Origin of the sequence: Nonomuraea sp. NPDC023979, from assembly GCF_040639085.1 — a bacterium.
Classification (GTDB): domain Bacteria; phylum Actinomycetota; class Actinomycetes; order Streptosporangiales; family Streptosporangiaceae; genus Nonomuraea; species Nonomuraea ceibae.
Map to the genome: position 1 here is coordinate 63976 of NZ_JBEZZG010000007.1, position 13849 is coordinate 77824.

The following is a 13849-nucleotide window of genomic DNA, read 5'->3' on the forward strand; positions in this document are numbered from 1 at the left end:
CACTTTCATGACACGCGCGGTGGGCGCGGCGGAGATCGCGCCGGCCACGTACGCCTGGGAGATCCAGGCGGACGGGCTGAGGGTGCGGGCGGGCCGGCGCACGATGGCCGTCGACGGCCTCGACCTGGCGCTGGGCACGGGCGTGCACGGCCTGCTCGGCCCGAACGGCGCCGGCAAGACGACTCTCATCCGGGCCCTGGCCACGGTGCTGCGCCCGGCAGGCGGGAAGCTGACGCTGCTGGGCGCGGACGCCTCCGCCCAGGCGGGCAGGCGGGAGCTGCGCCGCGCCATCGGCTACCTGCCGCAGGAGTTCGGCTACTACAAGCGGTTCACCGTACGGGAGTTCGTCGAGTACATGGCCTGGCTGAAGGAGATGCCGAAGCGGGAGGTGCCCGGCGCGGTGCAGCGGGCGATCGAGCGGGTGGGCCTGGCCGACCGCGCCGACGACCGGATGCGGACGCTGTCGGGCGGCATGGTGCGGCGGGCCGGGATCGCCCAGGCGATCGTCAACGACCCGCGCGTCCTGCTGCTGGACGAGCCGACCGTCGGCCTCGACCCGGCGCAGCGGCTGCGCCTGCGCGAGCTGCTGCAGGTGCTCGGCGCCGACAGCTGCGTGGTGGTCTCCACGCATCTGGTCGAGGACGTCGCCGCCGCGTGCTCGGACGTCGTGCTGATGGCGCGGGGGCGGCTGGTGTTCCAGGGGACGCCGGACCGGCTCGCCGCCGCCGGCGGGCCCGGCGACGTCGGCGACAGCCCGATCGAGCGCGGCTACTCGGCGCTGCTGGCGGCCCCCGGCGACGATCGGGGCGCGTGGTGAACGGCCGGATCCTCCGCATCGAGCTGCGGCGCTCCATCGCGGTGTGGGCGGGAACGGTGTTCCTGCTGGCGGCCCTCGCCTTCCTGTTCGGGCTCACCGGCCCGTGGACGGCGTACGGGGAGAGGTGGACGGCGCAGTGGAGCGCGGCCGCGCTGTGGGAGCGTCACCTGCTGCTCTTCCTGCTGCCGCTGGTCGTCGGGGCGGGGGCGCTGCAGGGGTTGCGCGACCGCCGGGCGGGCACCGGTGAGCTGCTGGCGGCCACGCCCAGGCCCGCCTGGCAGCGCGCCGCCGCGACCGCCGGGGCGCTGGCGATCGCGCTGGTGGCGGCGTACCTGCTGGTGTACGGCGTCGGGGCCGTGCAGGTGGCGGCCGGGGGCGGGGTCTTCCACCTGGGCTGGGCGCCCGTCGTGGCGGTGGGGGCGCTGTCGCTCGTGGCGGCGGGCTGGCTCGGCCTGGGCGTCGCACGGGCGCTGCCGTCCGTGCTGACGCCGCCGGCGCTGGCGATCGCGACGCTCCTGGCCATGTTCCCCGTGGTGGGCCTGTGGCAGGAGGAGGTCGTGCCCAAGGTCGCGTATCTGGCGCCGGCGCTGGACAACGCGCGCAGCCTCGTCCACGACCTGTCCGGGCAGGTCAGCCTGGCGCAGGCGGTGTGGCTGCTCGGGGTCGCCGCCACCGGATTCTGGCTGCTGGCGGCCACGCGGCCGTGGGCACGGCCGGCCGCCCTGCTCCCGGCTGTGCTCGGCGCGGCCGTCGCGCTGCCGCTGCTGCCGTCCGGCTCCGAGCCCGTCTACGTCGTCAACGCGGCCGCCGAGCCCGTGTGCTCCGGCCGGGTCTGCGTCACCAGGGCGCACGAGGACCTCCTGCCCGTGGTCGCCGGGCCGGGGGAGGAGGCGCTGCGGCTGCTCGCCCGGCTGCCCGGCCCGCCCCGCCAGGTGCGCGAGTCCGCCGAGCGCGACGCGGTCCACCACCCGCCCGCCAGGGACGCCGGGATCGTGTACGTGGACTTCGACGTTCGCGACGCGCGGAGCACCGGGGAGAAGCTGACGCGCCACCTGCTCGCGGGGGCCGGGACCCCGTCCTGCCACAGCCTGAGGGGCGACGACTTCGACGGCCGGCTGCGCGAGGAGGCCGCGCGGAGGATGGCGGCGGGCTGGCTCATGGGCGACGTCGCCGCCCCCACGGCCGATCCGGTCTTCCAGGAGCTCAACGCGCTCGTCGAGCAGGCGTGGCCGGAACTGCGCGCCGTGCCGGAACGGGAGCAGGGCGCCCGCGTCGCGGCCCTGCGCGAGGCCGCGCTCTCCTGCGACGGCGACCTGCTCGCCATCCTGACGGACGGCCGCCGGTGATGGCCCCGCCCGTAGCGGCCGGGCGGCCGTTTGCCCGGTGTGGACGGACATGCGAGAAATATTCGGCTGATTACCCGGCATCCGGTCGTCCTCGATAAGCTCACCGGCAGCACGGACGTCAGGATGGGGTCGTCAACGTTGGACAAGCCGGAAGAGCCACCACCCGCCGATCCGGGGCCGCCGCGGGCCAGCAGGCTCACCACCGTCGTGCTGACGGTCTCGCTCGTGCTGGTCGTGCTGATCGCGGGCGTGCTGGGCACCATCGCCGTCCTGATGACCCGCAGCCCCGACAGCCCGTTCCTCGGCGGCGCCCCGCCGCAGCGGCTGCCGACGCCCATCCACTTCGCCCCGGTGCGCGAGACCAAGGCCGCCCCCTGCCCGGGTGAGGAGGCCGCGCTCGACGACACGCAGACCACGTGCTACCTGCTGGAGGACGGCGTCACGGTCAACGCCGTGCAGGAGATCGAGGCCATCCGCGAGCCCGACGGCACCTACTCGGTCCGCATCGCCGTCGCGCCGGCGTTCAAGCAGAAGCTCGTCGACCTCATCGACGAGCAGGTCACCGACCAGCGGCAGGTGGCGGTCGTGCTGGTGCCGCGGACGGTGGTCGCCGCGCCGATCGTCACGCAGGCGATGGACGGCGACAGCCTGAGCATCGTCGGCTTCGCCAAGGCGGAGGCCGAGACCCTGGCGGCCCGCCTGGCGGGCTCCACGGCCCCCCCGGCCACCGCGCCTCCGGCCACCACGCCGCCGGACACCGGCCAGCCCACCACCGGCCAGCCGGACACGGGCCAGCCCAACACGGGCCAGCCGGACACGGGTCAGCCGGACACGGGCCAGCCCGACACCGGCCAGCCGAACACCGGCAACCCGGCCGCCGACGGCGCCCTCGACCCCAAGTTCGACAGCTGCAAGGAGGCCGTCGCGCGCGGCTACGGCCCCTACAGCAAGGGCTTCCGCGCCGAGTACGAGTGGTACACCGACGTCGACGGCAACGGCATCGCCTGCAACTCCGGCGACATCCGCTAACCGAACAGCTCCTCCAGCCCGTTGATCCCGAAGTAGGCCAGGAACACCAGCGACACGATCCACAGCAGCCACGGGATCTCGGCGAACTTGCCCCGAGCCGCCTTGATCAGCGTGTACGAGATCACCCCGGCCCCCACCCCGTTGGTGATCGAGTACGTGAACGGCATCAGCGCGATCGTCAGGAACGCCGGCACCGCCAGCTCCAGGTCCTGCCACGGCACGTTCCGGCTCTGCGTCATCATCAGCGCCCCGACCAGCACCAGCGCCGGGGCGGCAGCGGCGGCGGGCACCACGGCGGCCAGCGGCGTGAACAGCAGCGTCAGCGCCAGCAGCGCCCCGGTGAAGACGCTGGCCAGGCCGGTCCTGGCGCCCTCGCCGACACCGGCGGCCGACTCGACGAACACCGTGTTCGCCGACGAGCTCGACACGCCGCCGACCACGCCGGCGACGCCGTCGACCGTGAGGATGCGGCCCAGCCGGGGCACCCGCCCGACCTGGTCCACCATCCCGGCCTCGTCGCTGACGCCGATGATCGTGCCCATCGCGTCGAAGAACCCGGACAGCACCAGCGTGAACAGCACCACGGTCGCCGTCACCACGCCCGCCCTGGCGAACCCGCCGAACAGGTCGAACTGCCCCACCAGCCCGAAGTCGGGCGCCGCGACCAGCCGCTCGGGCAGGTGCGGCGTCACCACGCCCCACGCGCCCGGCTCGATCTCGGCCACCGAGTTGACCAGCACGGCCAGGGCCGCCGTCACCGCGATGCTGATCAGGATGGCCGCCGGCGTGCGGCGCACGTACAGCACGATCATCAGCAGCAGGCCGAAGCAGAACACCGCGACCGGCCAGCCCGTCAGGTGGCCGGTGGCGCCGAGCTGCACCGGCGTGCCGCTGCCCGCCGCGACGAACCCGGCGTCGACCAGCCCGATCAGCGCGATGAACAGCCCGATGCCGACGCTGATGGCGTGCTTGAGCGCGAGCGGGATCGCGTTCATGATCAGGGTGCGCAGCCCGGTGACGGCCAGCAGGATGATGACGAAGCCTTCGAGCACGACCAGGCCCATCGCCTGCGCCCACGTCATGAAGGGCGCCGCCTGGTAGGCGACCACCGCGTTCAGCCCCAGCCCGGCCGCCAGGCCGAACGGCGCGTTGCCGACCACCGCCATGAGCAGCGTCGAGATGGCCGCCGCGAGCGCCGTCGAGGTGGTGAGCTGCGCGATCGTCAGCTTCGCGCCGGTGACGTCCTGCGCGCCCGCCAGGATGATCGGGTTGAGCAGGATGATGTACGCCATCGCCATGAAGGTCGTGACGCCGCCACGCACCTCACGGCCGACGGTGGTCCCCCGCCCGGACAGCTCGAAGAACCTGTCGAGCACCGCCAACCCCCTTCGCGATCAAGGGGGAGTGCCGGGTGGCCTACCCGGCGGGGGACGTGATCACGCCTGCTCGTGCCGCCCGCCGCCGACCAGGCCGGCGAACTCCTCCAGCCCGATCCGGCCGTCGCCGTCGCGGTCGGCCGAGGCGATGAACGCCTCGATCTCCGCCTCGGAGGCGCCGAGCCCGCCCAGGGCGTCGTTGGCCTTCCGGATCTCCTCGGCCGTCAGCAGGCCGTCGCCGTCGGCGTCGAACCGTGTGAACTCCGCCTTGGCCGCTTCACGCGCGTCCGTCATCAGGATCCCTCCCCGTCTTGAACCAAGGCGATATCTTCGGGTCTGATCGGAACGCGCGTCAACCGGAGCCCGGTCGCCGCGCGCACCGCCGACGCGATCGCCGGGGTGGAGGAAAGCGTCGGAGGCTCGCCTGCGCCGCGCAATCCGTACGGCGCGGCCGGGTCCGGATTTTCCAGGATTTTCATCGTCATGGGCGGCATGTCGAGAATGGTGGGGATCAGGTAGTCGGTGAACGACGGGTTCAGCACCACGCCGTCACGCACCCGGATCTCCTCCATCAGCGCCAGCCCCAGCCCCTGCGCCGAACCGCCGTGGATCTGGCCCTCCAGCGCCTGCGGGTTCAGGATCCGGCCCACGTCCTGCACCGCCGCCAGCTCCACCACCTTGACCAGGCCCAGCTCCACGTCCACGTCCACCACCGCCCGGTGCACGCACAGCGCGAGCTGCGTGTGGGAGTCGCCCTGCCCCGTCGCCGGGTCCAGCGGGTACGTCGGCCGGTGCCGGTACTCGCGCGTCTCCTCGATCGGCCCGAACATCGCCAGCGCCTCCCGCGCCGGCAGCCCGCCGAACCGCTCCCGCACCGCCCGGCACGCCTCCCGCACCGCCCCGCCCGTCACGTACGACTGCCGCGACGCCGACGACGAGCCCGCCGAGCCCACCGACGTGTCGGCCGTCGCCACCGTCACGTCGTCCACGCCCAGCTCCGTCCGGGCGATCTGCGCCTGGATCGTCACCAGCCCCTGCCCCACCTCGGCGGCGGCCGTGTGCACGGTGACGTGCGGCTCCCCGCCGACCAGCTCCGCCCGCACCCGCGCCGTGGAGAAGTCGTCGAAGCCCTCCGAGAAGCAGATGTTCTTGATGCCCACCCCGTAGCCGACGCCGCGCCGCACCGACTCCCCGTGCGTGGTCTGCGACACCCCGCCCGGCAGCCCGCGCAGGTCGCTCCCGGCGGGCGGCGGGAGCGGGAAGCGTTCGAGCTCGCGCAGCATCTCCGCCAGCGGCGCCGGTGAGTCGATCACCTGGCCGGTGATCAGCGCCGATCCCTGCGAGACGGCGTTGCGCACCCGGATCTCCACCGGCGACAGCCCGCACGCCTCCGCCAGCCGGTCCATCTGCGACTCGTACGCGTAACACGCCTGCACCGCGCCGAACCCGCGCATCGCCCCGCACGGCGGGTTGTTCGTGTAGACGCCGGTCGCCCGCACCCGCACGTTCGGCACCTCGTACGGGCCCGCCCCCAGCGACGCCGCGTTGCCCACGACCGCGGGGGAGGAGGAGCAGTAGGCGCCGCCGTCGAGCAGGATGTCGGCCTTGACGTAGACGAGCCGGCCGTCGCGCGTGGCGCCGTGCTCGTAGCGCATCCGCGCCGGATGCCGGTGCACGTGCCCGAAGAACGACTCCTCCCGCCCGTACACGATCTTGACGGGCCGGTCCAGCCGCAGCGCCAGCATGCACGCGTGGACCTGCATCGACAGGTCCTCCCTGGCCCCGAACGCGCCGCCCACCCCCGACAGCGTCAGCCGCACCTTCTCCGGCGGCAGCCCCAGGCAGGGCGCGAGCTGGTCGCGGTCCACGTGCAGCCACTGCGTGGCGATGAACAGGTCCACGCCGCCGTCGTCCGCGGGCACCGCCAGCCCCGACTCCGGGCCCAGGAACGCCTGGTCCTGCATGCCCACCTCGTACTCGCCGGTGACCACGACCTCCGCCTCGAACGTGTCGCCCTTCACCACCGGCTGGCTCCTGACGAACTCCCGCGACTCACGCGGATCCGTCACCGCCGGGCGCGGCTCGTAGTCCACCCGGATCGCCGCCACCGCCCGCCGCGCCGTCTCCGGATGGTCGGCGGCCACCAGCGCCACCGGCTCGCCCTGATAACGCACCTGGTCGATGGCGAGCACCGGCTGGTCCCTGCGCTCCAGGCCGTAGAACTTCTCGCCCGGCACGTCCTCGTGCGTCAGCACCGCCCGCACGCCCGGGATCGCCAGCGCCGGGCCCACGTCGATCGACCGGATCCACGCCGACGGATGCGGGCTGCGCAGCGTCGCGCCCCACACCATGCCCTCCAGCCACAGGTCCGACGCGTACGCGAACTCGCCCCGCACCTTCAGCGCCGCGTCGGGCCGCCGCGCGCTCTCGCCCACGCCGTGCCGCGACGCCCGTGCCGTCTCCGTCATCGTCCGAGCTCCGTCATCCTTCGAGTAGAGCACCGGCCGACCGGCCCCGGAATGCGCGCGGAGTGAAATCACGGTAAGCGGTTCACCGGCCGCCTTGTATATTCCTCCAAGTGCGGATATGCGATCTGCTGGCCATGGAGGAGCTGCGGCTGACGCTGCTCACCGGCGACGCCGGGCGCGAGTTCGGCACCGTCCACATCACCGACCTGCCCGAGCCCGGCCGCTACCTGTCCGGCGGCGAACTCGTGCTCACCGGCCTCATGTGGTGGCACACCGCCGCCGACTCCCGCCCCTTCGTCACCGCCCTCGCCGACGCCGGGGTCGCCGCGCTCGGCGCCGGCCAGGCCCGGCTCGGGCACGTCCCCGCCGACCTCGTCGACGCCTGCCGCGAAGCCGGGCTGCCGCTGCTCGACGTGCCCACCGAGACCTCCTTCCGCACCCTCGCCGAGCTCGTCGCCCCCCGCCTCTCAGGCGACGCCCGCGACGCCCTCGGCCGCCACCGGCGGCTCGTCGCCGCCGTCGCCGAAGGCGCCGGGCTGCCCGAACTGTTCGCCCTCACCGCCGCCGAACTCGGCGTCACCGGCGCCGTCGTCTCCGCCACCGGCCAGGTCGTCGCCGGCGCCCCCGACGACCCCGTACGGCTCGCGCGCGCCTTCCTCACCGCGCCCCGGCTGCCCTGCCTGGCCGGCGGGCACACGCTCTTCGCCGCCGGACGCGGGCCCCGGGCCGCCGCCTGGGCCCTCGCCTGCGACGGCGACCTGCTCGACCGGGCCGACCTCGGCTACGAACTGGCCGCCTTCGTGGCGCTGGAACGGGCCCGCATGGAAGAAGGGCGGCGCGTCGAGCGCCGGCTCGCCGCCCAGCTCGTCACCGCCGCCCTCACGGGCGCCGACCCCGCCGACCTCACCGCCCGCCTCCGCACCTGCGCCCTCGACCCCGCCGAGCCCTACACGATCGTCTCCACCACCACCCACCCCGCCCCGCCCACCGACGGCGCGCCCCCCAGAACCGGCACCACCCTCAGACCGACAACCACCCCTACCGATGCCGCCCCCTCCACCGGTGGCGGCGCGCTCCCCGCCGGTGGCGCGCCTTCCGGGGAGGGGGCCGGCGCCCGTGGCGGTGCCGCCCCCTCCAGTGGCAGCGTCCCTCCCAGGACGGCGGCCGTCCCTACCGAGGCCGCACCCTCCACCGGTAGGGCACCCGCCGCCGGTGGCGCTCCTCCCGAGGGCAGGGCCAGCCCCCGGGGTGGTGGGGCGCCCTCCACCGGTGGAACACCCGCCGCCGGTGGCGTGCCTTCCGGGGAGGGGGCCGGCGCCCGTGGCGGTGCCGCTCCCGGAGGGGTGGGCGCTCCCGCCGGGGCCGCACCGCCCGCCGGGGGCGCGCTGCCCGTCGGGGGCGCCCCCGCCGCTGGTGGGGCGCCTCCGGGGGCGGTGGCTGGCCGGGTTGGTGCGCCCTCCGGAGGGGTGGGCGCTTCCGTTGCGAGTGCCGGTTCGGCTGCTCGTGCTCCTTATGGGGAGGGCGGGTTCGGGGTTGAGGTGGCGGTGTTGGAGGGGTTGCTGGGGTGGGAGGTGGTGGCGGTCGCGGGGGAGGAGGGGGCCGTGGCCGTGGTGCCGTTGCGGGGGCGGAGCGCCGGGGAGGTGGCGGCGCGGGTGCGGGCCGGGGCGGAGGTGCTGGGGGCGCTGCCCGGCGTGCGGGTGTGCGCCGGGGTGAGCGGGGAGCTGACGGGGGCGGCGGCGCTCAGGGGCGGTGTCGAGGAGGCCGGGCACGCCAGGCGGCTGGCGGCGGCGCGCGGCGGCGGCGTGGTCACCAGCGACGAGATCTACACGCACGCGCTGCTCCTGGCGACGGTGCCGGGCGAGGTGCGGAGCTCGTTCGCCGCCCGCCTGCTGGGCCCGGTGCTGGAGTACGACGCCCGGCACCAGTCGGAGCTGGTGGCGACGCTGCGCGCGTTCCTGGACTGCGCCGGCTCGTGGAACGCCTGCGCCGCGCGGATGCACGTGCACGTCAACACGGTCCGCTACCGGGTGAAGCGGGTGGAGGACCTGACGGGCAGGGACCTGTCGACGATGGCCGACCGGGTCGACTTCTTCCTGGCGCTCAGGGCGGGGTGACCGCGCCGAGGAGCGCGTGCACGGCGGCGTGCTCCTCCTCGGTGATGACCAGCCACTCGGGGTTGCCCAGCTCCACGGCCAGGGGCAGCGCCTCGGTGACGTACGGCAGCGCCGCCCGGGGCGCGCCGAGCGCCCGGTGCGCCTGCGACAGGCGGACGAGGCAGCGGAGCTGGCCGATCCGGAACCAGCTCGCCCGGCGCAGCTCGAGCGCCTGCCGCAGCGGCTCCAGCGCAGCCGCCGGTTCGCCCTCGTCGAGGAAGATCTCGCCGAGCACCGTCTGGACGAGCCCTTCGTGGCTGATGTCGCCGACCCGCCGCGCACTGGCCAGCGCCTCGGTCAGGGCCTGGCGCGCCTCGGCGGAGCGGCCGAGGCCGTGGCGGGCGGTGCCGAGCATGATGAGCGCGTACCGCTCGCCCACCTGGGAGCCGATCTCCCTGGCCAGGGCGAGCTGGGCGCGGGCGTGGCTCAGGCATTCGCGGTACGCGCGCCGTACCAGGAAGGTGTTGGCGAGGTTGCCGAGCGTCCGCTGCTCGCTGAAGCGGTCGCCCAGCTCGCGGGCGAGGACGAGCTGGGCGCGCAGGTGTTCGACGGCCTCGGCGGTGCGGCGCTGGAAGCTGAGCCCGCCGGCGAGGTGGCCGAGCGCGTGGTAGGTGCTCAGCCGGTCGCCGAGCCGCCGGCTGACCCGCAGCGCCTCGCGGTTGAGCGCGATGAGGTTGGCCGAGTCGTGCGCGCCGTGCAGGTACCACTGGAGGGAGAAGACGAGGGCCACGCCGAGCCTGGCGAGCCGCTCGTTGGGGCACGCCATCGCCTGGGTCGCGGCGGCGACGAGGTTGGGCTCCTCGCGGGCGAGCCAGTCGCGGGCCTCGTCGGCGTCGCCCACGTGGTGCGGGGTCGCGTCGACGGGGTCGAGCTCGGGCCCGTCGGGCTGGACGCGGTGCGGGTCCATGGTGGTGCTGGCCAGGCGGGCCGAGGCGATCCAGTGGCCCAGCACGCGGGCCAGCGCGGCGGCCGCCTCGCCGGGTGACAGCCGCCCAGGCGCGGCGTGGGTGTCGGCGGGCCCGGCGGGGCCGCAGGTCAGCTCGGCGGCGAAGATGCGGACGAGGTCGTGGAGCTGGTAGCGGGGCGGCGCGGCCGGGTCGGAGCCGGACTGGTCGAGGAGGTGGGCGTCGACCAGCCGCTCCAGCGCGCGTTCGGCCTCCAGGACGCCGGTGCCGAGCAGGGCGGCGGCGGCCTCGGCGGTGATGTCGTGCACGTGCGGCAGGCCGATCAGGGCGAGCGTGCGGGCGGCCAGCCGGTCGAGCGGCCTGGCGCTGCGGGCCAGCGCGTTCCAGCTCGCGGCCAGGCTGGAGCGGACGGCGAGCTCGCCGGCCTCCAGCTCGTGCAGCCGCCTGCGCTCGTCGCCGAGCCGGGCGTTGAGCGCGGCCACGCTCCAGTCGGGCCGGTCGGCCAGGCGGGCGCCGGCGATCCGCAGGGCCAGCGGCAGCCCGTCGCAGAAGCGTACGAGCCGGGCCGTCTGCTCGGGGTCGGCGGTGATCCGCTGCGCGCCGGCCAGCGTGGACAGCACGGCGGCGGCCTCGGGGCCGGCCATCCGGGGCAGGTGGATCCGCACGGAGTCGTCGCCCGCGGCCAGGCTCTCGCGGCTCGTCACGAGGATCGCGGTGCCGCGCGGCGCCGACAGCAGCGGCTGGATCTGCGGCAGCCCGGCGGCGTCGTCCAGCAGGACCAGCATGCGCCGGCCCGCCATGCGGCTGCGCCAGGCCGCGGCGGCCTCGTCCACGTCGGCGGGCACGGCGTCGCCGGCGGCGCCGAGCGCCCGCAGGAACCGGCCGAGCACCTCCAGCGGCTCCAGCCCCGGCATCCCGGTCGTGGCGCCGCGCAGGTTCACGTACAGCTGCCCGTCGGGGAAGCGGTCCTTCACCATCGCGGCGACCCGGGCGGCCAGCGCGGACTTGCCCACGCCGGGCGGGCCGGAGATGACGACCAGGGGGCTGGGCGCGGAGCCGTCCCAGGGGGCCAGGTGCGTCTGGATGCGGATGATCTCCAGCCGTCGGCCCACGAACCCGCCCAGATCGCGCGGCAGCTCCCGGGGCACCACCGGCATGCGTCCCGCCGCAGGGGCGGCCTCGGGGGAGCGGGACCGGCCGGGCGGGGGCGCTGCGGGGGCCGGGCCGGGCTCGCGCAGGGCCAGCTCGTAGGCGGCGCGCAGGGCGGCGCCCGGGTCGACGCCCAGCTCCTCGCGCAGGATGCGGCCGCCCTCGTTGTAGACCTCCAGCGCCTCGGCCCGGTTGCCGCTGCGCAGCAGGGCCAGGACGAGCAGCTCGCGCAGCCGTTCGCGGATCGGGTGGCGGCGGGTCAGGTCGCGCAGCGGCGGGAGCGCGTCGTGCGGGCGGCCGAGCCCGAGCAGGGCCTCGGCGTGCCGCTCCGCGGCGGTCAGGCGCAGCTCGGCCAGCCGGGCGCGCTCGGCGTCGGCGAAGGGGCCGGGCACGCCCGTCAGCGGGTCGCCGTGCCACAGCGACAGCGCCTCCTCCAGGCTGGTCAGCGCCTCGGCGGCGCCGTCGCGGCGCATCGCCAGCCGGGCCGACTCGACGTGGCCGGCGAAGGCGACGGCGTCGACGTGGCGCGCCTCGACCTCCAGCCGGTAGCCGCCACCGCCGCCGACCAGCAGCTCGGAGTGGCGGTGCTGCTTCCTGGACGGCTCCAGGGCGCGCCTGAGCCCGGCCACGTACGTGTAGACGCTCTGTTCGGCGCTGCGCGGAGGGTGCTCGCCCCACAGGCTCTCGACGAGGCGGGGGATCGGCACCACCTGCCCGGGGTGGGAGGCGAGGACGGCGAGGACGGCGCGCTGGCGCGGTGAGCCGGGGTCGACGGCGGCGGCGCCGCGTAACGCCGCGACCGGACCGAGGAGCCGGATGCGGACGTGCTCGGCCATGAGCGATCTCCCCGCGTGCGACGCTGCGTGATCCGGATCGTCCTGGAAGGGGCGACTAGAAGCTCTGTAGAAGAAATATAGAACTATCGTCTAGCTTGAGGGGGCTGTGCGTGATGCGGGGGCGTCCGAGGTGTCCGGACGGCCTCCCGGTGCTGTTCGCGGGCCCGGAAGACGCCTCCTTGTGCGGAAGGCGGCATCTCCCGGGCCGTTGCGTAGACTCGTGAGAGCGGGAGCCCTCGGGGGTCAGCAGCAGGGCGAGACCTCGAAATGCGCGATGGCAGGAGACGTTTCGGCCACCACGGTCGTACCATTGCTGCCAACGGCCACAACGGCCGTGAAGATGGCGGTAAGTGCGGTCAGGGCAAGACGTGTGCGCATGGGGGGTTCTCCCTCGGGCGGTGTGCGTTGCTTGGACATCATCATCTCAGGGAGCAGCGGCTGTGACCACATCAGACCTGGTCGGACTCCGTATCAAGACGGTCCGGCGACAGCGCGGCATGTCGCAGGCACAGCTCGCGCACCCTGAATTGTCGGACAGCTACGTTTCCTTGATCGAGAGCGGCAAACGTACTCCCACCCCTTCGGTGCTGGAGCTGCTCGCTCAGAAGCTGGACTGTTCGCTCTCCTATCTGCTCAATGGCGTGACTGCCGAGCAGATGGAAGATATCGAACTCGCACTCGGTTACGCGAGGCTCGCCCTCGAGAACGGAGAGGTTCGCGAGGCTCGCACGCGCTTCGCCGAGCTGCTGGAGAACAATAACCTGACAGGTCTGACGGCGCTGCGTCAAGACACCGAATACGGCCTGGCGCTCGCCGTCGAGGCGTGCGGTGACCTTGACGAGGCGATCTCCATCCTCCGCCGCCTCCAGGCCGAGGAGCTCAGCCCGGAGCGCCGTATCGAGGTCGCCATCGCCCTGTGCCGCGCCTACCGCGTCAGCGACCGGCTCAGCGAGGCGGTCAAGGTCGGCGAGGACATCCTCGGCGGCCCGGCCCGGCCGGCCTGGTCAGACGCGCTCGTCGAGTTCGGCGCGACGCTGCTGGCCGCCTACCTCGACAGCGGCGACCTGCTGCGCGCCCGCCAGTTCGCCGGCGAGCTGCTCAACGCCGCCGACATGCTCAACACCCCCAGGGCCACCGTCGCCGCCTACTGGAACGCCGCCCTGGTCGCCGAGAGCACCGGCCACGGCGAGGAGTCGCTGAGCCTGGCCGAGCGCGCGCTCGCCGTCCAGACGGAGAACGGCCAGCCGCGCAACAGCGCCCGCATCCGCATGGCGTACGCGAGCATGCTGCTGCGGCTGCGCCCCACCGCCGTCGAGGAGGCGCGCCAGGCGCTGCTGCGCGCCCGCCAGGAGCTCGCCCAGACCTCCGCCAGCACCACCGACCGCGCCAACAGCGAGGTCGAGCTGGCCCGCGCCGCCCTCATCGCCGGCGACCACGAGCAGGCGATCGTCCACGGCGAGGCCGGCCAGGCGCTGATGGCGGGCAACTCCAGGGCCCTGGAGGCCGAGGCGCACCTGCTGCTCAGCCGCGCCAAGGGCGCGCTCGGCAGGCAGGCCGAGGCCGAGGCCGAGCTGCGCGGGGTGCGCGACTGGCTGGAGCCGCTGCCCGACTCCCGCCGCGCCGCCCGCACCTGGTACGCGGCCGCCGAGACGATGGAGGTCCTCGGCGACGCCGAGGGCAGCGCCGACCTCTACCGCCGTGCGCTCGCCTGCGCGGGATTGTAACGGCGGAGTCCGGACCGGGCGGCGGCGTCGGTAGCCTTGGGGGTGC

General features: G+C 74.7%; 10 protein-coding genes. 5 read left to right on the top strand and 5 right to left on the bottom strand.

The window, feature by feature from the left end; all coding sequences use genetic code 11:
* Positions 1-7 precede the first annotated feature (7 nt).
* From AB0G11_RS15475 to AB0G11_RS15485, 3 genes are all read left to right on the top strand, one after another.
* Positions 8-817, top strand: a complete 810-nt coding sequence (locus tag AB0G11_RS15475; protein ID WP_219518929.1) for an ABC transporter ATP-binding protein — start codon at positions 8-10, stop codon at positions 815-817.
* Positions 811-2163, top strand: coding sequence for a hypothetical protein (locus AB0G11_RS15480; RefSeq protein ID WP_357586395.1), 1353 nt, complete (start codon positions 811-813; stop codon positions 2161-2163). The genes AB0G11_RS15475 and AB0G11_RS15480 overlap by 7 nt, the downstream gene beginning before the upstream one ends.
* Before the next feature lie 138 nt (positions 2164-2301).
* Entirely contained in the window at positions 2302-3192 is an 891-nt protein-coding gene (locus AB0G11_RS15485) for an excalibur calcium-binding domain-containing protein (protein WP_357586397.1), read from the top strand.
* On the opposite strand, the gene AB0G11_RS15490 is transcribed toward AB0G11_RS15485, so the two are convergent.
* From AB0G11_RS15490 to AB0G11_RS15500, 3 genes are read right to left on the bottom strand one after another with little or no spacing between them, the layout of a single operon-like run.
* Positions 3189-4568, bottom strand: coding sequence for an NCS2 family permease (locus tag AB0G11_RS15490; RefSeq protein ID WP_357586399.1), 1380 nt, complete (start codon positions 4566-4568; stop codon positions 3189-3191). The two genes, AB0G11_RS15485 and AB0G11_RS15490, sit on opposite strands and share 4 nt — an antisense overlap.
* Positions 4569-4628: 60 nt before the next feature.
* Positions 4629-4862 carry an EF-hand domain-containing protein gene (locus AB0G11_RS15495; RefSeq protein ID WP_219518917.1) on the bottom strand — a complete coding sequence of 78 codons (234 nt, stop codon included), beginning with the start codon at positions 4860-4862 and terminating at the stop codon, positions 4629-4631.
* On the bottom strand, positions 4862-7036 hold the full coding sequence (locus tag AB0G11_RS15500; RefSeq protein WP_357586401.1) for a molybdopterin cofactor-binding domain-containing protein: 2175 nt from the start codon (positions 7034-7036) through the stop codon (positions 4862-4864). Before AB0G11_RS15500 ends, AB0G11_RS15495 begins: the two co-directional genes overlap by 1 nt.
* A 110-nt stretch (positions 7037-7146) precedes the next feature.
* Here AB0G11_RS15500 and AB0G11_RS15505 point away from each other — a divergent pair, with 110 nt between their 5' ends.
* Positions 7147-9150 (top strand): helix-turn-helix domain-containing protein, encoded by a 2004-nt coding sequence (locus AB0G11_RS15505; RefSeq protein ID WP_357586403.1) that lies wholly within the window; start codon positions 7147-7149, stop codon positions 9148-9150.
* Here the strand turns inward: AB0G11_RS15505 and AB0G11_RS15510 are convergent.
* Both AB0G11_RS15510 and AB0G11_RS15515 read right to left on the bottom strand, forming a co-directional pair.
* Entirely contained in the window at positions 9137-12079 is a 2943-nt protein-coding gene (locus AB0G11_RS15510) for a BTAD domain-containing putative transcriptional regulator (protein WP_357586405.1), read from the bottom strand. The two genes, AB0G11_RS15505 and AB0G11_RS15510, sit on opposite strands and share 14 nt — an antisense overlap.
* A gap of 243 nt (positions 12080-12322) precedes the next feature.
* Positions 12323-12457 (bottom strand): hypothetical protein, encoded by a 135-nt coding sequence (locus AB0G11_RS15515; RefSeq protein WP_281427312.1) that lies wholly within the window; start codon positions 12455-12457, stop codon positions 12323-12325.
* Positions 12458-12519: 62 nt separating this feature from the next.
* Between AB0G11_RS15515 and AB0G11_RS15520 the strand changes: the two genes are divergently transcribed.
* Positions 12520-13803, top strand: a complete 1284-nt coding sequence (locus tag AB0G11_RS15520; RefSeq protein ID WP_357586407.1) for a helix-turn-helix domain-containing protein — start codon at positions 12520-12522, stop codon at positions 13801-13803.
* Positions 13804-13849 lie beyond the last annotated feature (46 nt).